We start from the raw sequence: 22,489 nt of genomic DNA on the forward strand, positions 1-22,489 counted from the left end.
CTTCGCTGCACCGACGCGTCATGCACGGGCCCGTCAGAAGAAGACGGACCTCCGCTGCACCAGCAGCTTGTACAACGTGTGCTGGATCTGCTCCCGCACCTGATCCGTCAGGTTGAACATCAGCATCGGGTCCTCGGCGGCCTCCGCCGCGTACCCGTCCGTCGGAATCGGCTCCCCGAACTGGATCGTCCACTTCGTCGGCAGCGGCACCGCCCCCAACGGCCCCAGCAGCGGGAACGTCGGCGTGATCGGGAAGTACGGAATCCCGAGCAGCCGCGCCAGCGTCTTCGAGTTGCCGATCATGGGGTAGATCTCCTCCGCCCCCACGATCGAGCAGGGCACGATCGGCGTCCCCGCCCGCAGCGCGGTCGACACGAACCCACCCCGCCCGAACCGCTGGAGCTTGTACCGCTCCCCGAACGGCTTCCCTATCCCCTTGAAGCCCTCGGGCATCACGCCCACCAGCTCCCCGGCCTCCAGCAGCCGCTGCGCGTCCTCCGCGCACGCCAGCGTGTGCCCGGCCTTGCGCGCCAGCTCGTTCACCACGGGCAGCATGAACACCAGGTCCGCCGCCAGCAGCCGCAGGTGCCGCTGCGCCGGATGCTGGTCGTGCACGGCGACCTGGAGCATCAGCCCGTCCAGGGGCAGGGTCCCGGAGTGGTTCGCCACGATCAGCGCGCCGCCCTCCTTCGGGATGTTCTCTATGCCCTTGACCTCGACCCGGAAGTACTTGTCGTACAGCGGCCGCATCAGGGACATCAGGACCTGGTCCGTCAGCTCCTTGTCGTAGCCGAAGTCGTCGACCTCGTACTCCCCGGTGATCCGGCGCCGCAGGAACGCCAGCCCGCCGGCGATCCGCCGGTCCCAGCCGTCCTCCGCCGCGGGCTCCGGTACGGCCTCCACCACCGGCTCCGCCGCCGGCTGCGCGACGGGCGCGAGCGGCGCCTCCGGCGCGACCCGTACCCGCCGGGCGGGCGAGGACCGCCGTCGCGGCCGGTCCTCGTCGAACGGAATGACCTTGGCGTCCGCCACTATCGCTTCGCTCCATCCATGTCCACGTCCAGCAACCCGGCCACCCGGTCCACGGCCCGCCCCACCCGCTCCGGCGGCAGCAGCCCGCCGCCCCGGCTCCGCGTGAAGTCGGCGAAGGTCTCGGCGGTCGTATACATCGGCTCGAATCCCAGGACCTCTCGCATCTGCGTGGTCTCCACGACCCGCCCGTGCGTGAGGAGCCTTATCTGCTCGGGCGAGAAGTCCGTCGCCCCGACCGCCCGCAGCGCCGAGCCCAACCAGGTCACCGCGGGCAGCAGCAGCGGCACCGTCGGCCGTCCCAGCCGCCGCGCGCACTGCGACAGCAGCAGCACGCCCTCGCCGGCGATGTTGAAGGTCCCGCTGAGCCCGCCGGGCCCACTGGTCTGCGAGGCCAGCCGCAGCACGTCCAGTACGTCGTCCTCGTGGACGAACTGCAACCGCGGGTCGTAGCCCAGCACGGTCGGGATCAGCGGCATCGAGAAGTACTCGGCGAGCGCCGAGTCGGCGAAGGGCCCCAGGATGTTCGCGAACCGCAGCACGCACACCGCGACGTCGGGCCGCCTGCGCGCGAAGCCCCGTACGTACCCCTCGACCTCGGTGGCGTCCTTGGCGAAGCCGCCCGACGGCAGCGACTTCGGCTGCGTGGTCTCGGTGAAGACGGCCGGATCCCGCGAGGTGCCCCCGTACACACTGGTACTGGACTTCACCACGAGCCGCCGTACCGTCGGGGACTTCTGGCAGGCTCCCAGGAGCTGCATCGTCCCGATGACGTTGGTTTCCTTGACGGTGCTGTACGAGCCGGAGCCCGCGCCCGTCGCCGCTCCCCCGGTGACCGCGAGGTGCACCACCGTGTCGACGGCGTTCTCGGCCAGCACCCGGGCGATGGCCGACTGCCTGATGTCCGCACGGACGAACTCGGCCGAGCCGAGCCGGTGCGGCGGGGTCACCGCGTCGACCGCGATCACCCGCTCCACTTCCGGGTCCCGCTGGATCCGCCGCACGAAGCGGCCTCCCAGTTGCCGGGCAGCCCCGGTGACCAGCACGACCTTCCCCACGAGCTCAGCGCCTCCCTCGAAGAAGTCCCCCGGCTGCACCACAGCCCCTCCACCAGAATGGTGGAGGGGCTGCGGTAAACACGTACAGCTGCCGTTTACTTCTTGTTACGGCGCTGGACGCGGGTGCGCTTGAGCAGCTTGCGGTGCTTCTTCTTAGCCATCCGCTTGCGCCGCTTCTTGATAACAGAGCCCACGACTACCCTCGCTCACTTCTCTTCATTCGGTGCGGGGCGTCGGGGCCCACACGACCTACGTCGGCCTAGCCTACCCGCCCGAGCTCTGAGCTTGTAATCCGCGTGCCCCCGAGGGGCAACCGCGGGCTCCCGACCCTTGCCCTCAGGCCGATTCCACCCCCACGAAGGACTCGCGGAGGTACTCGTGCACCGCGTTTTCCGGGACCCGGAAGGACCGGCCCACCCGGATTGCGGGCAGATGTCCGTTGTGCACCAAGCGGTACACGGTCATCTTCGACACTCGCATCACCGAGGCGACCTCCGCCACGGTCAGGAACTGAACCTCACTGAGAGGCCTCTCGCCAGCAGCCATGACACACCTTGACCTTCCGCGCATGACGGGCACCGGCTTCCCCTCCGGTTACGCCCCGTCGTCGCACGCTCACTCACCAGAGTAGGGGCGTGTGATACGAGTGGGGAAGAGGAGCTACGCCCACTCCTGCCGACCCGACAGACTCGCCCGATTGAGTACATAGCGAGTGAGCGGTCTGTAGTAGTCCGCGCGCACCGCGTCATCAAGCGGAACCGCCACCGACACCTGCCCCTCGGCTTCCCCCACGAACAGCGCGGGATCATCGGTATCGGCCAGCCCGATCGCCTCAACACCGAGCTGACCTGCACCGCAGACCCACCCGTGGTCCCCCACCACCAGCTCCGGCAACGGCCCGCCGGCCTCCGCCAGCGCCCCGAGCGCGATCCGAACCGGCAGCGGCGAATGGGAGTGCGCGCCGGTGTCACCCCCGTCCGGCCGCACGCCGTCTTCTCGCACCAGTGCGACCCCTCGTACGTAATCGATGCGGTGCGTGCGTACGCCGAACCGGGTCTGCACGTCGACAGGTACCCCCCGCGCCGGGGTGAGGACTTCACATCCCGCCGCCGACAACGCCCCCGCCAAGGTGGCGTAGAACCCCAGGAGCCGGTGCGGGTGCCCGGTCCCGAACAACACCGGGGCCCGCGCCTGCGCCACCGCCCGCAGCCTCCTCGCGAAGGCCTCCAGCCCCGCCACCGTCAGCTCGGGATCGATCACGTCCGGCCCGCTGACGTGCGCGGGATCCGCCGAGACCCCGCACTTCTGCGCCATCAGCCGCAGCAGATCACCCTCGCCCCACCCCCACGCGGGATCCAGCCCCAGCAGCACCCGCGGATCCCGCGCCGCGAACAGCCGGTAACTGCGCAGGCTCTTCTCCCGCGAGGTCGCGACGGGCCCGGCCAGTCGGGCGGCCAGCAGATGCGCACGCAACGCGCCGGTACTCAACACCCTCCCGATGCTCCCGCACCAACCCTGACCCCTCACCAGTTCCGGCCATTCCCCCACCCGTTGGCCCAACGCAAGTCCGGCCCACCAGTCCGCAGAACCGGCACATCCAGTCCAACGCCGGCCAAATCCAGCCCCGCCGGCGTTTGAGGCGCGGGGTCTGGGGCGGAGCCCCAGAGGGGTCCGGGCGCAGCCCGGCCCCCCTCAGCCCGTCCGGCGCTTGAGGACCGGGTCAGGGCAGGCCCTGGGAACGGTGGAAGGGCGGGTAGGGGACAGCCCCGCAGGGCCCACCACCCAGGCCACTCAGGCCACCCGGGCCACCCGGGCCACCCACGGCAGGCCTAGGCCAGCAACCCCCGCAGGGGGAACACCGCCCGCCGCGTGGCGAGCACGGCCTGGTCGATCCGATCGGCAGGGTCGTAACCACCCTCCCAGTCCCGCCACATCGGCACCCGCCCATCCGTCATCCGCCCGGGCGCCACCTCCCGCGTCCGCGCATACACCGCATCCCGCCAAGACCCCGGCACAGCCGTCTCAGGATCGATCGGCCGATGCCCGGCAATCGCGACCAGGTGCGTCCAGGACCGCGGTACGACATCCACGACGGCGTACCCGCCCCCGCCCAGCGCCAGCCACCGCCCGCCCTCCACCCACGCGTGCGCCAGCTCGTGGCACGCCTCCTGCACCGCCCGCTGCGCGTCCAAGGACACCGCCAGGTGCGCCAACGGGTCCTCGAAATGCGTATCGGCCCCGTGCTGAGTCACCAGCACCTGAGGCCGGAAGTCCTCCAGCAGCTCCGGCACCACCGCGTGGAAGGCCCGCAGCCACCCCTCGTCCCCGGTCCCGGCGGGCAGCGCGATGTTCACCGCCGAACCCTCCGCCGCCGGCCCGCCCGTCTCCTCGGGCCAGCCCGTCTGCGGGAACAGCGTCCGCGGATGCTCGTGCATCGAGATCGTCAGCACCCGCGGGTCGTCCCAGAACGCCGCCTGGACCCCGTCCCCGTGGTGCACGTCCACATCCACGTACGCGACCCGCTCGGCCCCGAGCTCCAGCAGCCGCGCGATCGCCAGCGACGCATCGTTGTAGACACAGAACCCCGCCGCCCCGCCCGGCATCGCGTGGTGCAGCCCGCCGGCGAAGTTCACGGCGTGCCCGGCCTCCCCGCGCCAGATCGCCTCGGCCGCCGCCACCGACTGCCCGGCGATCAGCGCGGACGCCTCGTGCATGCCGTGGAACGCCGGATCGTCCGCCGTCCCCAGCCCGAACGAGCCGTCGGCGACCCCGGGGTCGGCGGACACCTCGCGCACGGCCGCCACGTAGTCCTCGCGGTGGACGAGCCGCAGCGTCGACTCCCCGGCCGGCCGGCCCGCCCGTACCTCCAGCTCCCGGTCGAGCCCGAAGGCCCGTACCAGACCCATGGTCAGCTCCAGGCGCACCGGGTCCATCGGATGGCCCGGCCCGAAGTCATACTTCGTTACCGCCTCGTCCCACATCAACAGCCCGGTCACCGGTTCGCCGCTCATGCCGGACACCGTATCGGGCGGGCTCCGCAGCGAACGAGCGGGCATAGAAAAGAGTGACGAGGACCAGCACCATCGGCACCAGCATCGCTCCGCGGTAGCTCCAGGCGTCCCCGATCCCGCCCACGAGCGGCGCCCCGATGAGGAAACCGACGTAGTTGAAGATGTTGAGCCGCGCGATCGCGGTGTCGGAGGATCCCGGGAACAGCCGGCCCGCCGCCGCGAAGGTCTGCGGCACGATCACGCACAGCCCGAACCCCAGCAGCGTGAAGCCGAGCATCCCCACCCACGCCCCGGGCGCCGCCGCGACCACGGCGAACCCGCCCGCCGCGACGACCGTCCCGATCCGTACGACGGCCACGGCCCCGAAGCGCCGCACCCCGAGGTCGCCCACGGCCCGCCCGAGCAGGGTGGTCACCATGTAGACGTTGTAGGGGACGGTGGCGAGCTGCTCGGAGCTGCCGAGCACGTCCTGGAGATACTTGGCGCTCCAGTTCGACACCGTCGAGTCCCCGATGTACGCGCACGCCATCACCAGGCACAGCGGCAGCAGCAGCTTGAACCCGCCCGGCCCGAGCCCCTTGGCCTCGGCGGCGCCCGCCTTGGCGTCCTGGTCCACGTAGAACCGGCTGGCGAGGAGCGCGAGCGGCAACAGGACCACCACGGCGGGCAGATATGAGCTGAACAGCGACAGGTGCCAGTGCGCCCCCGCCCACGCGGCCGAGGCGCCCAGGATCCCGCCGAGACTGTAGGACGCGTGGAACCCGAGCATGATGCTGCGCCCGTACGCGCCCTGCAGACTCACCCCGAGCATGTTCATGGAGGCGTCGAGCGCCCCCACGAACAGCCCGAACGCCCCGAGGGACAGCGCCACGTGCCACATCTCGCTGCCGGCGCCGACCCCCAGCAGTGCGAGCAGCACGAGCGGCTGCGCCCACCGCAGTACGGTGCTGGGCGCGACCCGCTTCACCAGGTGCTCGGTGGCCACGCTGGACACACCGGCGAGGATCGGCACGGCGGCCAGGAAGGCGGGCAGCAGTGCGTCGGATATCCCGTACCGGTCCTGAATGGCGGGGATCCGCGTCACGAGCAGCGCGAAGGCCACGCCCTGCACGAAGAAACTGAACCCCAACGCCCCGCGCCCGCGGCTCAGCCGCACGTCTGCCGTCATGGCGGCTCAGCGTAGGCCCCGGTGCTACCGGTGGGTAGAGCGATCACATATCGATTGGGTCAGTGCGAGAACCCGCCGCTGTATCCCGTGTATCCGGACCCGGCGCCCTCGGCCAGCCCCAGCAGCCCGGCCAGCTGGTTCATGTCGCCGAAGTATCCGGTGGCGCCGGGCAGCCGGTCGGCGGGCACCATCGCGGTGTACCCGAGCACGTCCATCCCCGCGGCCAGCGCGGCCTGGACGCCCAGCGGGCTGTCCTCGACGACCACGCACCGGCCGGGTGCCACACCCATCTGGTCCGCGGCGTGCAGGAACAGATCGGGGGCGGGCTTGCCCTTGCCCACGTCCTCCGAGCTGAAGATCCACTCCTCCTCGAACCATTCGTCGAGCCCGGCCGCCCGGTGGCCGACCCTGATCCGCTCGTGGCTCCCGGAGGACGCGAGGCAGTACGCGGTCCCGCTCTCGACCAGAGCCGCCAGCACCCCCTCGACCCCGGGCACGGGCTTGAGCTCCCGCTCGAAGGCGGCGAAGGTGCGCGCGTGCAGCGTGCTGTCGAAGTCGGCCGGCAGGTCCTGCCCGGTCCGTTCGCGCACGAGGTCGTGGACCCGGTGGACCGCGGCCCCCATGTAGTCGCGGAGCGACTCCTCGTACGAGGTCGGGTGCCCCAGCTCGGTCAGGTACCCGGCGAGGATGCTGTTGGCGAGCGGCTCACTGTCCACCAGCACGCCGTCGTTGTCGAAGATGACGAGGTCGTAGCCCATGCGACAACCCTACGAGCCGTCAGGCCCAATCCATCCGGACCCCATGCCGGGCATCCGCAGGACATCCAAAGATCCTGACCCGCCCGCCCTCACCCTCAGCTAGGTTTTGGCCCAGAACGCAGAAAAGCCCCGTACCGGTTACCCGGTACGGGGCTTTCTACAATGATTGTTCGGCGGCGTCCTACTCTCCCACAGGGTCCCCCCTGCAGTACCATCGGCGCTGAAAGGCTTAGCTTCCGGGTTCGGAATGTAAACCGGGCGTTTCCCTAACGCTATGACCACCGAAACACTATGAAGTTAACCAAACCGGATATGACACAGTTCGTTACTTCAGAACTAACACAGTGGACGCGAGCAACTGAGGACAAGCCCTCGGCCTATTAGTACCAGTCAGCTCCACCCGTTACCGGGCTTCCACATCTGGCCTATCAACCCAGTCGTCTACTGGGAGCCTTACCCTCTCAAGGAGGTGGGAATACTCATCTTGAAGCAGGCTTCCCGCTTAGATGCTTTCAGCGGTTATCCCTCCCGAACGTAGCCAACCAGCCATGCCCTTGGCAGGACAACTGGCACACCAGAGGTTCGTCCGTCCCGGTCCTCTCGTACTAGGGACAGCCCTTCTCAATATTCCTACGCGCACAGCGGATAGGGACCGAACTGTCTCACGACGTTCTAAACCCAGCTCGCGTACCGCTTTAATGGGCGAACAGCCCAACCCTTGGGACCGACTCCAGCCCCAGGATGCGACGAGCCGACATCGAGGTGCCAAACCATCCCGTCGATATGGACTCTTGGGGAAGATCAGCCTGTTATCCCCGGGGTACCTTTTATCCGTTGAGCGACGGCGCTTCCACAAGCCACCGCCGGATCACTAGTCCCGACTTTCGTCCCTGCTCGACCCGTCGGTCTCACAGTCAAGCTCCCTTGTGCACTTACACTCAACACCTGATTGCCAACCAGGCTGAGGGAACCTTTGGGCGCCTCCGTTACTTTTTGGGAGGCAACCGCCCCAGTTAAACTACCCATCAGACACTGTCCCTGATCCGGATCACGGACCGAGGTTAGACATCCAGCACGACCAGAGTGGTATTTCAACGACGACTCCACAACCACTGGCGTGGCCGCTTCAAAGTCTCCCACCTATCCTACACAAGCCGAACCGAACACCAATATCAAACTATAGTAAAGGTCCCGGGGTCTTTCCGTCCTGCTGCGCGAAACGAGCATCTTTACTCGTAGTGCAATTTCACCGGGCCTATGGTTGAGACAGTCGAGAAGTCGTTACGCCATTCGTGCAGGTCGGAACTTACCCGACAAGGAATTTCGCTACCTTAGGATGGTTATAGTTACCACCGCCGTTTACTGGCGCTTAAGTTCTCAGCTTCGCCACACCGAAATGTGACTAACCGGTCCCCTTAACGTTCCAGCACCGGGCAGGCGTCAGTCCGTATACATCGCCTTACGGCTTCGCACGGACCTGTGTTTTTAGTAAACAGTCGCTTCTCGCTGGTCTCTGCGGCCACCCCCAGCTCACGGAGTAAATCCGATCACCAGTGATGGCCCCCCTTCTCCCGAAGTTACGGGGGCATTTTGCCGAGTTCCTTAACCATAGTTCACCCGAACGCCTCGGTATTCTCTACCTGACCACCTGAGTCGGTTTAGGGTACGGGCCGCCATGAAACTCGCTAGAGGCTTTTCTCGACAGCATAGGATCATCCACTTCACCACAATCGGCTCGGCATCAGGTCTCAGCCTTATATGAGGGACGGATTTGCCTACCCCTCGGCCTACACCCTTACCCCGGGACTACCACCGCCCGGGCTGGACTACCTTCCTGCGTCACCCCATCGCTTACCTACTACAAGTCTGGGTCACCGGCTCCACCACTTTCCTTTCCCCGAAGGGTCCGGAACGGCTTCACGGGCTTAGCATCGCCTGATTCGATATTGGGCGTTTCAAAGCGGGTACCGGAATATCAACCGGTTGTCCATCGACTACGCCTGTCGGCCTCGCCTTAGGTCCCGACTTACCCTGGGCAGATCAGCTTGACCCAGGAACCCTTAGTCAATCGGCGCACACGTTTCTCACGTGTGTATCGCTACTCATGCCTGCATTCTCACTCGTGAACCGTCCACAACTAGCTTCCGCTGCTGCTTCACCCGGCACACGACGCTCCCCTACCCATCACAGCGGGCGTTGGCCCTATTGCTGCAATGACACGACTTCGGCGGTACGCTTGAGCCCCGCTACATTGTCGGCGCGGAATCACTTGACCAGTGAGCTATTACGCACTCTTTCAAGGGTGGCTGCTTCTAAGCCAACCTCCTGGTTGTCTCTGCGACTCCACATCCTTTCCCACTTAGCGTACGCTTAGGGGCCTTAGTCGATGCTCTGGGCTGTTTCCCTCTCGACCATGGAGCTTATCCCCCACAGTCTCACTGCCACGCTCTCACTTACCGGCATTCGGAGTTTGGCTAAGGTCAGTAACCCGGTAGGGCCCATCGCCTATCCAGTGCTCTACCTCCGGCAAGAAACACGTGACGCTGCACCTAAATGCATTTCGGGGAGAACCAGCTATCACGGAGTTTGATTGGCCTTTCACCCCTAACCACAGGTCATCCCCCAGGTTTTCAACCCTGGTGGGTTCGGTCCTCCACGAAGTCTTACCTCCGCTTCAACCTGCCCATGGCTAGATCACTCCGCTTCGGGTCTAGAGCGTGCAACTCAATCGCCCTATTCGGACTCGCTTTCGCTACGGCTTCCCCACACGGGTTAACCTCGCTACACACCGCTAACTCGCAGGCTCATTCTTCAAAAGGCACGCAGTCACGACTGTATGTGCGAAGCACATACAGCGACGCTCCCACGGCTTGTAGGCACACGGTTTCAGGTACTATTTCACTCCGCTCCCGCGGTACTTTTCACCATTCCCTCACGGTACTATCCGCTATCGGTCACCAGGGAATATTTAGGCTTAGCGGGTGGTCCCGCCAGATTCACACGGGATTTCTCGGGCCCCGTGCTACTTGGGAGATTCTTAAGCAAGCCGCTGATGTTTCGTCTACGGGGGTCTTACCCTCTACGCCGGACCTTTCGCATGTCCTTCGACTACATCAACGGTTTCTGACTCGCCGACCGGCCGGCAGACCGATCAAAAGAATTCCCACAACCCCGCATGCGCAACCCCTGCCGGGTATCACACGCATACGGTTTGGCCTCATCCGGTTTCGCTCGCCACTACTCCCGGAATCACGGTTGTTTTCTCTTCCTGCGGGTACTGAGATGTTTCACTTCCCCGCGTTCCCTCCACACTGCCTATGTGTTCAGCAGTGGGTGACAGCCCATGACGACTGCCGGGTTTCCCCATTCGGACACCCCCGGATCAAAGCTCAGTTGGCAGCTCCCCGGGGCCTATCGCGGCCTCTCACGTCCTTCATCGGTTCCTGGTGCCAAGGCATCCACCGTGCGCCCTTAAAAACTTGGCCTACAGATGCTCGCGTCCACTGTGTAGTTCTCAAGCAACGACCAGTCACCCATCACCCTCACCCATAAGGCGAAGTTCACTGGGGCCGGCATCGCGAAGATAAGACCTTTCGGCCGTACCCTCAGATACCCAACAACGTGCCAAGCACGATCCCCGCCACTCAAACCGTTTTCCACGCCGAAGCAGTACTCACAGAAGGTTTTGGAAACCGTGCCAACTAATCAACGTTCCACCCTGAGCTGACCGTGCAGAACGTTTGTCTGCAATCGGTACTGTGCTCCTTAGAAAGGAGGTGATCCAGCCGCACCTTCCGGTACGGCTACCTTGTTACGACTTCGTCCCAATCGCCAGTCCCACCTTCGACAGCTCCCTCCCTTACGGGTTGGGCCACCGGCTTCGGGTGTTACCGACTTTCGTGACGTGACGGGCGGTGTGTACAAGGCCCGGGAACGTATTCACCGCAGCAATGCTGATCTGCGATTACTAGCAACTCCGACTTCATGGGGTCGAGTTGCAGACCCCAATCCGAACTGAGACCGGCTTTTTGAGATTCGCTCCACCTCACGGTATCGCAGCTCATTGTACCGGCCATTGTAGCACGTGTGCAGCCCAAGACATAAGGGGCATGATGACTTGACGTCGTCCCCACCTTCCTCCGAGTTGACCCCGGCGGTCTCCTGTGAGTCCCCATCACCCCGAAGGGCATGCTGGCAACACAGGACAAGGGTTGCGCTCGTTGCGGGACTTAACCCAACATCTCACGACACGAGCTGACGACAGCCATGCACCACCTGTATACCGACCACAAGGGGGGCACTATCTCTAATGCTTTCCGGTATATGTCAAGCCTTGGTAAGGTTCTTCGCGTTGCGTCGAATTAAGCCACATGCTCCGCTGCTTGTGCGGGCCCCCGTCAATTCCTTTGAGTTTTAGCCTTGCGGCCGTACTCCCCAGGCGGGGAACTTAATGCGTTAGCTGCGGCACCGACGACGTGGAATGTCGCCAACACCTAGTTCCCAACGTTTACGGCGTGGACTACCAGGGTATCTAATCCTGTTCGCTCCCCACGCTTTCGCTCCTCAGCGTCAGTAATGGCCCAGAGATCCGCCTTCGCCACCGGTGTTCCTCCTGATATCTGCGCATTTCACCGCTACACCAGGAATTCCGATCTCCCCTACCACACTCTAGCTAGCCCGTATCGAATGCAGACCCGAGGTTAAGCCTCGGGCTTTCACATCCGACGTGACAAGCCGCCTACGAGCTCTTTACGCCCAATAATTCCGGACAACGCTTGCGCCCTACGTATTACCGCGGCTGCTGGCACGTAGTTAGCCGGCGCTTCTTCTGCAGGTACCGTCACTTTCGCTTCTTCCCTGCTGAAAGAGGTTTACAACCCGAAGGCCGTCATCCCTCACGCGGCGTCGCTGCATCAGGCTTTCGCCCATTGTGCAATATTCCCCACTGCTGCCTCCCGTAGGAGTCTGGGCCGTGTCTCAGTCCCAGTGTGGCCGGTCGCCCTCTCAGGCCGGCTACCCGTCGTCGCCTTGGTGGGCCATTACCCCACCAACAAGCTGATAGGCCGCGGGCTCATCCTTCACCGCCGGAGCTTTTAACCCCCGCCCATGCAGGCAGGAGTGTTATCCGGTATTAGACCCCGTTTCCAGGGCTTGTCCCAGAGTGAAGGGCAGATTGCCCACGTGTTACTCACCCGTTCGCCACTAATCCACCCCGAAGGGCTTCATCGTTCGACTTGCATGTGTTAAGCACGCCGCCAGCGTTCGTCCTGAGCCAGGATCAAACTCTCCATGAATGTTTACCGGTAATCCGGTGCACACGCACTTAGAGCGGGACAGTCATGTCGGAATAAGACCGACCGTCCACTGCGTCCTCGCTGTGTAATTGCCTGCAAGCGTCAGGGCCGAAGCCGCGACCTCACAGGTCTTTTTCAAAGGAACCTCATCCACCGAAATGGACGGGGTATCAACTTTTTGGCGTTGATTTTTGGCACGCTGTTGAGTTCTCAAGGAACGGACGCTTCCTTTGTACTCACCCTCAGTAACAATTACTGGGGCTTTCCTCCGGGCTTTCGTTCTGTTCTTGCGTTTCAGACTCTATCAGAGTCTGTCTCGCTTGTTTTCCGCCTTCCGGTTCTTCGCTTTCGCGTTTTCCCTTTCCGGCGATTTCGACTCTATCAGATCCTTTCGGGCCTGACTCCCAGTCAACGGGATTTGCCGTTCGGGCTGTTGGGCCCTTGCGACGAGTGAGACAGTAGCGGATTCCTTGCCCCCGAACCTAATCGGCGGCTGCGTCCGTGGACGCGGATTCCTCATTCGCAAATACGCATGAAAACGGGACGACAAAGTGAGTCGTTCGTTCGAATGTGTGGTGCGGGATGGCTGTCCGGGGACCGACCGGGGTCGGATGCTCACTTCGGACAACTCGAAGAACCTTACGGATCGGGCACAGGTGTGTCAACCCCTGGCTGACCAGCCCCGCCGGGCGCGCAAACCTGACGCCCTCCTCACGCCTCAGGGTCTAGCCTCTCCCTCATGACTACGCGTGCGCTCACGCTCGACCTTCGTTGGTGGGCCGCCTGACGGCGGCCGACCATCCACGCGAGCACGCACGCGCTCGACGGCCGCCGATCTCGGCGGCCGTTTCTGTTTCTCCCCTCCCGGGAGTGGCTCGGCCGCCCGACGCGGTGGCGTCGACGCCCACACCGACACGAGCAGGGAGCAGGGACATGACGAGGATCTTCAGCGGGGTCAAGCCGACGGGGCATCTGACGCTGGGGAACTACCTGGGGGCCGTACGGCAGTGGGTCGCCGCCGAGCAGGAGCCCGACGAGGCGCTGTTCTGCGTGGTCGATCTGCACGCCCTGACCGTCGAGCACGATCCGGCGCGGGTGCGCCGGCTCAGTCGGCAGGCGGCGACGCTGTTGCTCGCCGCCGGGCTGACTCCCGAGAAGTGCACGCTGTTCGTGCAGAGCCACGTGGACGAGCACGCCCGGCTCTCGTACCTGCTGGAGTGCACGGCTTCGGACGGGGAGCTGCGGCGGATGGTGCAGTACAAGGAGAAGGCGGCGAAGGCACAGGCCTCGGGGGAAGGCGTACGGCTGTCGCTGCTCACCTATCCCGTGCTGATGGCCGCCGATATTTTGGCGTACCGGACCGGTGAGGTGCCGGTCGGGGAGGACCAGCGGCAGCACGTCGAGCTGACCCGGGATCTGGCGGTGCGGTTCAACCAGCGGTACGGGTACACCTTCACCGTGCCCAAGGCCACGCATCCCGTGGTGGCGGCTCGGGTCATGGACCTGCAGGACCCTCGGTCGAAGATGGGGAAGTCGGGGGACGCGGGGCCCGGGGTGGTGTTCATCCTCGACGAGCCCGAGGCGGTGCGGAAGAAGGTGATGCGGGCCGTCACCGACAGCGGGGACGGCGGGGTGGTGTACGACCCCGCCGCGCGCCCGGGGGTCTCGAACCTGCTGGACGTCCTCGCCGCCTGCACCGGCGGTGATCCGGCCGCGCTCGCCGACGGGTACACCGGGTACGGGGCGCTCAAGCGGGACGTGGCCGACGCCGTCGTGGAGCTGCTGCGGCCGGTCCGCGTACGGCACGCGGAGCTGGCGGCCGATCCGGGGACGGTGGAGGCGGTGCTGCGCGCGGGGGCCGGGCGGGCCCGGGCGATCGCGCGGCCGGTGGTCGATGCGGCGTACCGGGCCATCGGGCTGCTGGAGCCCTGAGGGGAGAGGGAGAAGGGCTGGTCGTCGTCGTTACGGGGCTGCGCGCGCAGCCCCGTAACGGACGGTCGGTGTCAGCTGTTGCCGGAGGCGAGCTCGCGGCTGCGGTCGCGGGCCGCTTCGAGGGCGGCGATCAGGGCCGCTCGTACGCCGTGCTTCTCCAGCTCCACGATCGCGTTGATGGTGGTGCCGGCCGGGGAGGTGACGGCTTCGCGGAGCTTGACCGGGTGTTCGCCGCTGTCGCGGAGCATGACGGCGGCGCCGACGGCGGCCTGGACGATGAGGTCGTGGGCCTGGGCGCGGGGCAGTCCGAGGAGGATGCCGGCGTCGGTCATGGCCTCGACCAGGTAGTAGAAGTAGGCGGGGCCGGAGCCGGAGAGGGCGGTGGCCGCGTCCTGCTGGGATTCCGGGACGCGCAGGGTCTTGCCGACGCCGCCGAAGATCTCTTCGGTGTGCGCGAGGTGCGCGCCGGTGGCGTGGCTGCCGGCCGAGATGACGGACATGGCCTCGTCGACGAGGGCCGGGGTGTTCGTCATGACGCGGACGACGGGGGTGCCCTGGGCGAGGCGCTCCTCGAAGAAGGAGGTCGGGATGCCGGCCGCGCCGCTGATGACCAGCCGGTCGGCGGGGACGTGCGGGGCGAGCTCTTCGAGGAGCTTGCCCATGTCCTGCGGCTTCACGGTGAGGATGAGGGTGTCGGCGCGCTTGGCGGCCTCGGCGTTGGTGACGGCCTCGACGCCGTAGCGGGTGCGCAGTTCCTCGGCGCGTTCCGGGCGGCGGGCGGTGACGAGGAGCTTGGAGGCGGGCCAGCCGCCGCGGATCATCCCGCTGAGCAGGGCCTCGCCGATCTTGCCGGTACCGAGGACTGCGACTGTCTGGGTCATGCCCGATTCACCTCGCCGAACTGTTCGTGCACGCATGCATGCATGGTTTGCGTCCTCATCCTTGCACTCGTGCGCGGATGCGCGACGGGCTGTCCGCAGTCCGGTCAGGCGGCTCCGGTCAGGGCGTGCGGCGGCGGAGGGTGGCGGCGCCGAGGGTGAGGACCAGGAGGGCGCATCCGGCGACGATGCCGGCGTCGCGGACGAAGTCGGCGGTCATGTCGGTGTGGGTGAGGACCTGGTTCATGCCGTCGACGGCGTAGGACATGGGCAGGACGTTCGAGATCGCTTCGAGGACGGGCTGCATGGTGTCGCGGGCGGCGAAGAGGCCGCACAGCAGGAGCTGGGGGAAGATCACCGCCGGCATGAACTGGACGGCCTGGAACTCGGACGCCGCGAAGGCGGAGACGAAGAGGCCGAGCGCGGTGCCGAGCAGGGCGTCGAGGAGGGCCACGAGCAGGAGCAGCCACGGGGAACCGACGACGTCGAGGCCGAGGACCCAGAGGGCGACACCGGTGGCGAGCAGGGACTGGACGACCGCCATGGCGCCGAAGGCGAGGGCGTAGCCGGCGATGAGGTCGCCCTTGCCGAGCGGCATGGCGAGGAGGCGTTCGAGGGTGCCGGAGGTGCGTTCGCGCAGGGTCGCGATGGAGGTGATCAGGAACATCGTGATGAGGGGGAAGATCCCGAGGAGGGACGCGCCGATGCCGTTGAAGGTCCGCGGGTTGCCGTCGAAGACGTAGCGGAGCAGGACCAGCATCAGTACGGGGACCAGCAGCATCAGCGCGATGGAGCGCGGGTCGTGGCGGAGCTGGCGCAGGACGCGGGCTGCGGTGGCGACGGTGCGGGCGGTGCTCATCGGGTGCTCCCCTGGGGTGCGCTGGTGGTGGCTTCCGCGTTGGCGGCGTCGACGAGGTGGAGGAAGCCCTCTTCGACGGTGTCCGTGTGGGTACGGGTGCGCAGTGCCTCGGGGGTGTCCTGCGCGAGGATGCGGCCCTCGCGCATGAGGAGGAGGTCGTGGCAGCGCTCGGCTTCGTCCATGACGTGGGAGGAGACCAGGAGGGTGGCGCCTCGGGTGGCTGTGATCTCGTGGAAGAGGTTCCACAGGTCGCGGCGCAGGACCGGGTCGAGGCCGACGGTCGGCTCGTCGAGGACGAGGAGCTCGGGGCTGCCGAGCAGGGCGACCGCGAGGGAGACCCTGCTGCGCTGGCCGCCGGAGAGGTTTCCGGCGAGGGCGGTGGTGTGGGTGGCGAGGTCCACGTCGGCGATGGCCCGGGTGACGGTCTCGCGGCGGCGCTCGGCGGCGGCGCGGCCGGGGTCGAGGATCGCGGCGAAGTAGTCGAGGTTCTGCCGGACGGTGAGGTCGTCGTAGACGGAGGGCGCCTGCGTGACGTAGCCGATGCGGGAGCGGAGTCCGGGGTGGCCCGCGGGGTGGCCGAGGACGTCGAGGGTGCCGGTGACGTGGGCCTGGGTGCCGACGACGGCGCGCATCAGGGTGGACTTTCCGCAGCCGGAGGGGCCGAGGAGGCCGGTGATGCGGCCGCGGGGGACGTCGAAGGAGACGGCGTCGAGGACCGTACGGCGGCTGCGGCCGGTGCCGCGGCGGACGGTGAGGCCGTCGGCGCGGACGGCGGCGGCCGCTTGGTTATTCATCATGTGATGAATAATGCTCCCGGCTGTGCCACGGCGCAAGGCTCACGGTGGTGGGGCCGGGCGGGGTGGGGCCGGGCGGGGTCGGGTCGGGCCCGGGGCCGGGGTCGGCCCGTGGCCGGGGCTACTTCTTGCGCTTGGGGCGGCGGGCGGCCGGGTTGCCGGTGCGGGAGCCGCGGCGGCGGGCGAACTCGACGGAGGCGCGCTCGTACTCGGTGCGGCGCAGCTTCTCGCCGGGGGCCTCGACGAAGCAGCGCAGGAAGTACGCGATGAGGCTGCCGATGAAACCGATCGCCTTCAGGCCCTTGAGGGCCGTCTCGTCGGAGGACGGGGGCAGGCGGCGGCTGAAGGATTCCCAGGTCTTGACGAACGCGATGGAGCTGGCGATCGCGAACAGGATGACGACCGAGATGCTCAGGAAGGCGCCGACGTTGCCGATCTCCAGGCCCTCGTAGGAGAAGCGGAGCAAGAAGGCGCTGATGACGGCGAGAACCAGCGCACCGGCTGCCACGCCGACGCGGCGCGCGCCGTAGCCGCCGTCGTGGTCCACCCAGGTGGTGCCGAAGAAACGGATCGGCTCGGGCTCGGGGCCGGTGGGCACCGCGGGGGCCGGCTCGGCGGGGGTCTGGTCTCGCTGGTCGTCGCTCACACCAGCGATTATCCCCCGCCGGGCCGGGCGGGCCCGGGGTGTCTCACGGGGCGGGCCGCGGGATGGCCCGGATGGCGTCAGCCGCAGCGGCTGGTGATGTAGCCGTCGCTGCCCGTCTTCACATAGGCGTCGGAGATGAACTCGCCGTTGCCGATGCAGTCCCAGAGGTCCGTCGTGCCGTACGGGCCCGAAACGGTCATGCCTTCGCACTGGCAGCGGATGCCGACGGTGGCACCGAGCGGGAGAACGCGGACGATCGAGTAGTTGGTGCCGGGGCCACCGCGGACGTTCACGCGGTAGCCGGGCGCCACGGGGAACGTCGGGAATCCCGAGCCCCCGACGGCGGCTGCCTCACTCGCCCCCGCGAGCATGAGCGCGGGCACCGCGGCGATCACGGAGCCGCCCAGGCCGAGCACGCGTCGTCGACTGATCATTTCGTTCCTTCCGCGTGTACTCAGGCGCAGCGGGTGGCGACGTAGCCGTCGCTGCCCGTCTTCACGTAGGCGTCGGAGACGAAGCGGCTGTTCCCGATGCAGTCCCAGATGGATGTCGTGCCGTACGGGCCGGTGATGGTCGTCCCCTGGCACTGGCAGCGGATGGCGACCAATGCGCCGAGCGACAGAGTGTCGACGATCGAATAGTTGGTGCCGGGGCCACTGCGGACGTTCACCCGGTATCCCGGTGCGACCGGGAACGTCGGGAATCCCGACCCCGAGGTCAGGCTCTCGACTTGGCTTGAATCGCTCTCAACGGACATACGGAATAACCCCCCTAGGGCGTTGCCCTGCGCAACTCGCGCAGGGTAGCAGGACCTTGGAGATTCGCACGGACCATCGACTAGGCTCCGGCGGGGGTGGTGAGCGGTGCGTTCAGCACGGACGGACTACGCGGGTTTTCCGGAGTACGCCGGGCAGTACCGGCTTGAGTCCGTGCTCGGTTCCGGCGGCATGGGTGTCGTCCACCTGGCCACCTCCGAGTCGGGGCTGAAACTCGCCGTCAAGATCGTGCATCCGCAGCACGCCGTGGACCCGGAGTTCCGGGCGCGGTTCCGGCAGGAGGTCGCGGCCGCGCGGCGGGTGAGCGGAGCGTTCACGGCGCCCGTCGTGGATGCGGATCCCGATGCCGAACGGCCTTGGATGGCCACGCTGTTCATCGATGCCCCGACTCTCTCCGAGCGGGTACGGGAGCACGTGCTGGAAGCCAGGGAGCTCGCGCGGCTCGCCGCCGGGCTTGCCGAGGCGCTGAGGGACATCCACCGGGCGGGGGTCGTCCACCGGGACCTGAAGCCCAGCAACGTGCTGATGGCCCCGGACGGGGTGCGGGTCATCGACTTCGGGATCTCGCGGCCGGCGGACAGCGATCTGCGGACCGAGACGGGGAAGCTGATCGGGACCCCGCCCTTCATGGCGCCGGAGCAGTTCCAGCGGCCTCGGGAAGTGGGGACCGCGGCCGATGTGTTCGCCCTGGGTGCGGTGCTCGTGTACGCCGCGACCGGGCGGGGGCCGTTCGACTCGGACAGCCATTACCTCGTGGCGTACCAGGTGGTGCACAGCGAGCCCGACCTGACCGGTCTGCCGGAGCGGCTCGTGCCGCTGGTCGCGCAGTGTCTGGCCAAGGATCCGGCGGAGCGGCCGAGCGCGGACGCACTGATCGTGGCGCTGCGGGCGGTGGCGTACCCGACGGATCTGGACACCCAAGCCTTCGTCCCGCGGCCGAGGCAGCCGATGGCCGACGAGGAGGTCACGCACCGTCGGGAGCAGGCCACCGTCCCCCCTCGCGACCGCGGTCGGCGGGTCAAGCCCGCGGTGCTGGCGGCGGGACTCGGGCTGCTGCTCACGGTCGGGGCGGCCGGCGGGTACCTGGCGTTCGGTTCGTCCGCCCGGCCTGCCGAGCGGATCGCCGCGAAGGGAACGGGATCGCCGCCAACGGCGACGAAGGGCGCCACCTCGTGGTCAGTGGCGCTGGTCGAGCGCTCCGCATCCTGCTCCTGGGCATCCGCCGCCCTGTACTGCTCGGGGCCCGGCCTGACCGCCGCCCGGATCTCTCCGGCGGACGGTTCCGTGCTGTGGACCGTCCGGCCACCTGTACCCGGCACCAAGCCCACGACTGACAGTCCCCCTTCCCACGCGGCAGGCCTGGTTCTCGCCGTGGCGCCGGGCAGCGAAACGCTCCAGGCTCTGGACACCCGGACCGGCGTGGAGCGGTGGAGGCAGAAGCTACCGAGCGGCACACAAGTAGTGGTGGCAGGCAGCCAGGTACTGCTGGTCCGCGCAGCGGAGGGAAGGGCCACCGTCGTGGACCCGGCCAGCGGCAACGTTCGCTGGACGAAGCAGATCGGCGGGCCGGGATCCATCTGGTGGAGCGGCCCGGAGGAAGCCGACCAGGCCGTGCTGTACGTGGCGACCCCCGACAAAGGTGGGAGCTCGACGCGCGTTTCGGCCGTGGACCCGGTGAGCGGATCAGTGTCTTGGCAAATCCACACCACGGGGAAACTGAAGCCGGTCGGCACGGCCCGAGGCGGCCTGTACCTGCTGAGCATCGAGGAGCCGGCCAAAACGTCCACAGTCGTACGGGTGGACCTGGCGACCCGCACCCCACGGCGCGTGAAGCTCGCGTCTCCGCTGTACGAGGCGCAGGCGACCGTGGGACCCGACGGGGTCCTGTACGTCTTCGGGGCGACCGGCGCGCTCGCTGCCGTGGGCGCCACGAAGGAGGAGTGGCGGCTGGAGACGGGGGTGGCCGTGGCCTCCCGGCCGACACTCGCCGACGGGCGGGTCTACCTGAGCGCCTCCGACGGGCGGCTGCTCGCCATTGACGCGCGGGCGGGGAAGCTGCTCGGGCAGACCAAGCCCCGCATGGGCTCCGGGAAGGACACCTTCGCGGCGAGTCTGCCCGCGCCCGTCGTCGGGGACGGGCGGGTGTACGCCTCGGCGCCGGACGGGACCGTGTTCGCGGTGGCCGCCGGGGATCCCGCCGGGTGGTGAGACGGCGACGGCCCCGCCCGCGGGTGTCGGGCGGGGCCGGAGCCGGTGCGTGCGTGGGGGTCAGCGCTCCAGGAGGCTGACGTCGCGGACCGCGCCCTTGTCGGCGCTGGTGGCCATCGCCGCGTAGGCGCGCAGGGCCGCGGAGACCTTGCGCTCGCGGTTCTTCGGGGCGTAGACGCCGCCCAGGGCCGCGTGGCGGGCGGCCAGCGTGGCCTCGTCGACCAGGAGCTCGATGGAGCGGTTCGGGATGTCGATGCGGATCCGGTCGCCGTCCTCGACGACCGCGATGGAGCCGCCCGAGGCCGCCTCCGGGGAGGCGTGGCCGATGGAGAGGCCCGAGGTGCCGCCGGAGAAGCGGCCGTCCGTGATCAGTGCGCAGACCTTGCCGAGGCCGCGGCCCTTGAGGAAGGACGTCGGGTAGAGCATCTCCTGCATGCCGGGACCGCCGCGCGGGCCCTCGTAGCGGATGACGACCACGTCGCCGGCCTTGATCTCCTTGCGGAGGATCTTGTCGACGGCCTCGTCCTGCGATTCGCAGACCACGGCCGGGCCCTCGAAGGTCCAGATCGACTCGTCGACACCGGCGGTCTTCACGACGCAGCCGTCGACCGCGATGTTGCCGCGCAGGACGGCGAGGCCGCCGTCCTTGGAGTACGCGTGCTGGACGGAGCGGATGCAGCCGCCCTCGGCGTCGAGGTCGAGGGTGTCCCAGCGCTCGGACTGGGAGAAGGCGGAGGCGGAGCGCTGGCAGCCGGGGCCCGCGTGCCACAGCTCCATGACCTCTTCGGGGGCCGTGCCGGAGCGGGCGTCCCACTTCGCGAGCCACTCCTCCAGGTTGGCGGAGTGGACCGTGGTGACGTCCTTGTTGAGCAGGCCGCCGCGGTGGAGCTCGCCGAGCAGGGCGGGGATGCCGCCGGCCCGGTGGATGTCCTCCATGTAGTACGTGCCGCCGGGCGCCACGTTCGGCGCGACCTTGGCGAGGCACGGGACCCGGCGGGAGATCTCGTCGATGTCCGTGAGGTCGTACTTCAGGCCTGCTTCCTGCGCGGCGGCGAGGAGGTGCAGGATCGTGTTGGTGGAGCCGCCCATGGCGATGTCGAGGGCCATGGCGTTCTCGAAGGCCTGGCGGGTCGCGATGTTGCGGGGCAGGACGGACTCGTCGTCCTGCTCGTAGTAGCGCTTGGTGATCTCGACGATCGTGCGGCCGGCGTCCTCGTACAGGGCGCGGCGGGCGGTGTGCGTCGCGAGGACCGAGCCGTTGCCGGGGAGGGCCAGGCCGATGGCCTCGGCGAGGCAGTTCATCGAGTTGGCGGTGAACATGCCGGAACAGCTGCCACAGGTGGGACAGGCGTTCTCTTCGATGCGCAGGACGTCTTCGTCGGAGACGCTGTCGTTGGAGGCGTCCACCATCGCGTCGATCAGGTCGAGCTTGCGGACGGTGCCGTCCACGAGGGTGGCCTGGCCGGCCTCCATCGGGCCGCCGGAGACGAAGACGACCGGGATGTTGAGGCGCATGGCGGCCATCAGCATGCCGGGGGTGATCTTGTCGCAGTTGGAGATGCAGATCAGCGCGTCGGCGCAGTGCGCCTCGACCATGTACTCGACCGAGTCCGCGATCAGGTCGCGGGAGGGCAGGGAGTACAGCATGCCGCCGTGGCCCATGGCGATGCCGTCGTCGACCGCGATGGTGTTGAACTCGCGGGGGACGGCGCCGGCGGCCAGGATCGCGTCGGAGACGATGCGGCCGACCGGGGCCAGGTGGGTGTGGCCGGGGACGAACTCGGTGAAGGAGTTGGCGACCGCGATGATCGGCTTCCCGATGTCCGCGCTCGCTACGCCCGAGGCGCGCATCAGGGCACGTGCGCCTGCCATGTTGCGGCCGTGGGTGACGGTGCGGGACCTCAGCTCGGGCATCGGGTTCTCTCCCCATGTGTGCGGTGACGCGAGCGTCTGCCGCGACTGTGGATATGGCTCGGTTACGAGGCTACGCCCCCTGCCCGGGATCCGGACGGGCTGTCCGGATCCCGGGACGGGCGGCTCAGTAATTGGGCACGGAGCGGAGATTACGGGGCTGCGCG

The 22,489-nt window shown here is 67.5% G+C and carries 17 protein-coding genes and 3 rRNA genes; 2 read left to right on the plus strand and 18 right to left on the minus strand.

All coding sequences use genetic code 11. From position 1 onward, the window contains the following. Window positions 1-33: 33 nt before the first annotated feature. The 11 genes from OHA37_RS16270 to OHA37_RS16320 form a co-directional block, all read right to left on the minus strand. Window positions 34-1,032: a lysophospholipid acyltransferase family protein gene (locus OHA37_RS16270; RefSeq protein ID WP_266905843.1), complete on the minus strand. Its 999-nt coding sequence runs from the start codon at window positions 1,030-1,032 to the stop codon at window positions 34-36. Further along, window positions 1,032-2,087, minus strand: a complete 1,056-nt coding sequence (locus OHA37_RS16275) for an NAD-dependent epimerase/dehydratase family protein (RefSeq protein WP_266912848.1) — start codon at window positions 2,085-2,087, stop codon at window positions 1,032-1,034. The genes OHA37_RS16270 and OHA37_RS16275 overlap by 1 nt, the downstream gene beginning before the upstream one ends. 95 nt (window positions 2,088-2,182) lie before the next feature. Next, window positions 2,183-2,281 carry a 30S ribosomal protein bS22 gene (locus OHA37_RS16280; protein WP_003948845.1) on the minus strand — a complete coding sequence of 33 codons (99 nt, stop codon included), beginning with the start codon at window positions 2,279-2,281 and terminating at the stop codon, window positions 2,183-2,185. 142 nt (window positions 2,282-2,423) lie between these two features. After that, a complete protein-coding gene (locus tag OHA37_RS16285) occupies window positions 2,424-2,633 on the minus strand; it encodes a helix-turn-helix domain-containing protein (RefSeq protein ID WP_162688852.1) in 210 nt (69 codons plus the stop codon). A 114-nt stretch (window positions 2,634-2,747) separates the two neighbouring features. Next, complete coding sequence (locus OHA37_RS16290) at window positions 2,748-3,578, minus strand: phosphatase (protein WP_266905845.1); 831 nt, start codon at window positions 3,576-3,578, stop codon at window positions 2,748-2,750. Between the two features lie 338 nt (window positions 3,579-3,916). Next, a complete protein-coding gene (locus OHA37_RS16295; protein WP_266912850.1) occupies window positions 3,917-5,068 on the minus strand; it encodes an acetoin utilization protein AcuC in 1,152 nt (383 codons plus the stop codon). After that, entirely contained in the window at window positions 5,040-6,266 is a 1,227-nt protein-coding gene (locus tag OHA37_RS16300) for an MFS transporter (protein ID WP_266905847.1), read from the minus strand. Before OHA37_RS16300 ends, OHA37_RS16295 begins: the two co-directional genes overlap by 29 nt. A 59-nt stretch (window positions 6,267-6,325) precedes the next feature. Beyond that, complete coding sequence (locus OHA37_RS16305; protein WP_266905849.1) at window positions 6,326-7,024, minus strand: HAD family hydrolase; 699 nt, start codon at window positions 7,022-7,024, stop codon at window positions 6,326-6,328. A gap of 168 nt (window positions 7,025-7,192) precedes the next feature. After that, window positions 7,193-7,310, minus strand: a 5S ribosomal RNA gene (gene rrf, locus OHA37_RS16310). Between the two features lie 74 nt (window positions 7,311-7,384). Further along, a 23S ribosomal RNA gene (locus tag OHA37_RS16315) occupies window positions 7,385-10,509 on the minus strand. A 284-nt stretch (window positions 10,510-10,793) separates the two neighbouring features. Beyond that, window positions 10,794-12,318, minus strand: a 16S ribosomal RNA gene (locus tag OHA37_RS16320). Together the 16S, 23S and 5S rRNA genes form the textbook arrangement of a ribosomal RNA operon. Before the next feature lie 933 nt (window positions 12,319-13,251). On the opposite strand from OHA37_RS16320, the gene trpS reads away from it, so the two are divergent. Then, window positions 13,252-14,250: a tryptophan--tRNA ligase gene (gene trpS, locus OHA37_RS16325; RefSeq protein WP_266905851.1), complete on the plus strand. Its 999-nt coding sequence runs from the start codon at window positions 13,252-13,254 to the stop codon at window positions 14,248-14,250. Between the two features lie 71 nt (window positions 14,251-14,321). Here trpS and proC read toward each other — a convergent pair whose 3' ends face one another. The 6 genes from proC to OHA37_RS16355 form a co-directional block, all read right to left on the minus strand. Continuing rightward, entirely contained in the window at window positions 14,322-15,131 is an 810-nt protein-coding gene (gene proC, locus OHA37_RS16330) for a pyrroline-5-carboxylate reductase (protein WP_266905853.1), read from the minus strand. A 118-nt stretch (window positions 15,132-15,249) separates the two neighbouring features. Then, window positions 15,250-15,987 carry an ABC transporter permease gene (locus OHA37_RS16335; protein WP_266905855.1) on the minus strand — a complete coding sequence of 246 codons (738 nt, stop codon included), beginning with the start codon at window positions 15,985-15,987 and terminating at the stop codon, window positions 15,250-15,252. Then, window positions 15,984-16,784: an ABC transporter ATP-binding protein gene (locus OHA37_RS16340; RefSeq protein WP_266905857.1), complete on the minus strand. Its 801-nt coding sequence runs from the start codon at window positions 16,782-16,784 to the stop codon at window positions 15,984-15,986. The genes OHA37_RS16335 and OHA37_RS16340 overlap by 4 nt, the downstream gene beginning before the upstream one ends. A 118-nt stretch (window positions 16,785-16,902) precedes the next feature. Next, window positions 16,903-17,436 carry a hypothetical protein gene (locus tag OHA37_RS16345; RefSeq protein ID WP_443046305.1) on the minus strand — a complete coding sequence of 178 codons (534 nt, stop codon included), beginning with the start codon at window positions 17,434-17,436 and terminating at the stop codon, window positions 16,903-16,905. Window positions 17,437-17,504: 68 nt separating this feature from the next. Continuing rightward, a complete protein-coding gene (locus tag OHA37_RS16350) occupies window positions 17,505-17,798 on the minus strand; it encodes a peptidase (protein ID WP_266912852.1) in 294 nt (97 codons plus the stop codon). An 83-nt stretch (window positions 17,799-17,881) separates the two neighbouring features. Beyond that, the gene (locus tag OHA37_RS16355; protein WP_266905861.1) at window positions 17,882-18,184 is read right to left on the minus strand and encodes a peptidase; all 303 of its coding nucleotides are present in this window, start codon (window positions 18,182-18,184) and stop codon (window positions 17,882-17,884) included. Window positions 18,185-18,290: 106 nt separating this feature from the next. On the opposite strand from OHA37_RS16355, the gene OHA37_RS16360 reads away from it, so the two are divergent. Continuing rightward, on the plus strand, window positions 18,291-20,411 hold the full coding sequence (locus tag OHA37_RS16360) for a serine/threonine-protein kinase (RefSeq protein WP_266905863.1): 2,121 nt from the start codon (window positions 18,291-18,293) through the stop codon (window positions 20,409-20,411). 60 nt (window positions 20,412-20,471) lie between these two features. Here OHA37_RS16360 and ilvD read toward each other — a convergent pair whose 3' ends face one another. Further along, window positions 20,472-22,325: a dihydroxy-acid dehydratase gene (gene ilvD / locus OHA37_RS16365; protein WP_266905865.1), complete on the minus strand. Its 1,854-nt coding sequence runs from the start codon at window positions 22,323-22,325 to the stop codon at window positions 20,472-20,474. Window positions 22,326-22,489: the final 164 nt, after the last annotated feature.

Origin of the sequence: Streptomyces sp. NBC_00335 (genome assembly GCF_036127095.1) — a bacterium.
GTDB lineage: Bacteria > Actinomycetota > Actinomycetes > Streptomycetales > Streptomycetaceae > Streptomyces.

Coding starts and splice junctions, on each gene's coding strand:
- OHA37_RS16305 (WP_266905849.1), bottom strand. CDS start 7,024: ATGGGCTACGACCTCGTCATCTTCGACAACGACGGCGTGCTGGTGGAC.
- OHA37_RS16355 (WP_266905861.1), bottom strand. CDS start 18,184: ATGTCCGTTGAGAGCGATTCAAGCCAAGTCGAGAGCCTGACCTCGGGG.
- OHA37_RS16285 (WP_162688852.1), bottom strand. CDS start 2,633: ATGGCTGCTGGCGAGAGGCCTCTCAGTGAGGTTCAGTTCCTGACCGTG.
- OHA37_RS16340 (WP_266905857.1), bottom strand. CDS start 16,784: ATGATGAATAACCAAGCGGCCGCCGCCGTCCGCGCCGACGGCCTCACC.
- proC (WP_266905853.1), bottom strand. CDS start 15,131: ATGACCCAGACAGTCGCAGTCCTCGGTACCGGCAAGATCGGCGAGGCC.
- OHA37_RS16350 (WP_266912852.1), bottom strand. CDS start 17,798: ATGCTCGCGGGGGCGAGTGAGGCAGCCGCCGTCGGGGGCTCGGGATTC.
- trpS (WP_266905851.1), top strand. CDS start 13,252: ATGACGAGGATCTTCAGCGGGGTCAAGCCGACGGGGCATCTGACGCTG.
- OHA37_RS16300 (WP_266905847.1), bottom strand. CDS start 6,266: ATGACGGCAGACGTGCGGCTGAGCCGCGGGCGCGGGGCGTTGGGGTTC.
- OHA37_RS16295 (WP_266912850.1), bottom strand. CDS start 5,068: ATGTGGGACGAGGCGGTAACGAAGTATGACTTCGGGCCGGGCCATCCG.
- ilvD (WP_266905865.1), bottom strand. CDS start 22,325: ATGCCCGAGCTGAGGTCCCGCACCGTCACCCACGGCCGCAACATGGCA.
- OHA37_RS16335 (WP_266905855.1), bottom strand. CDS start 15,987: ATGAGCACCGCCCGCACCGTCGCCACCGCAGCCCGCGTCCTGCGCCAG.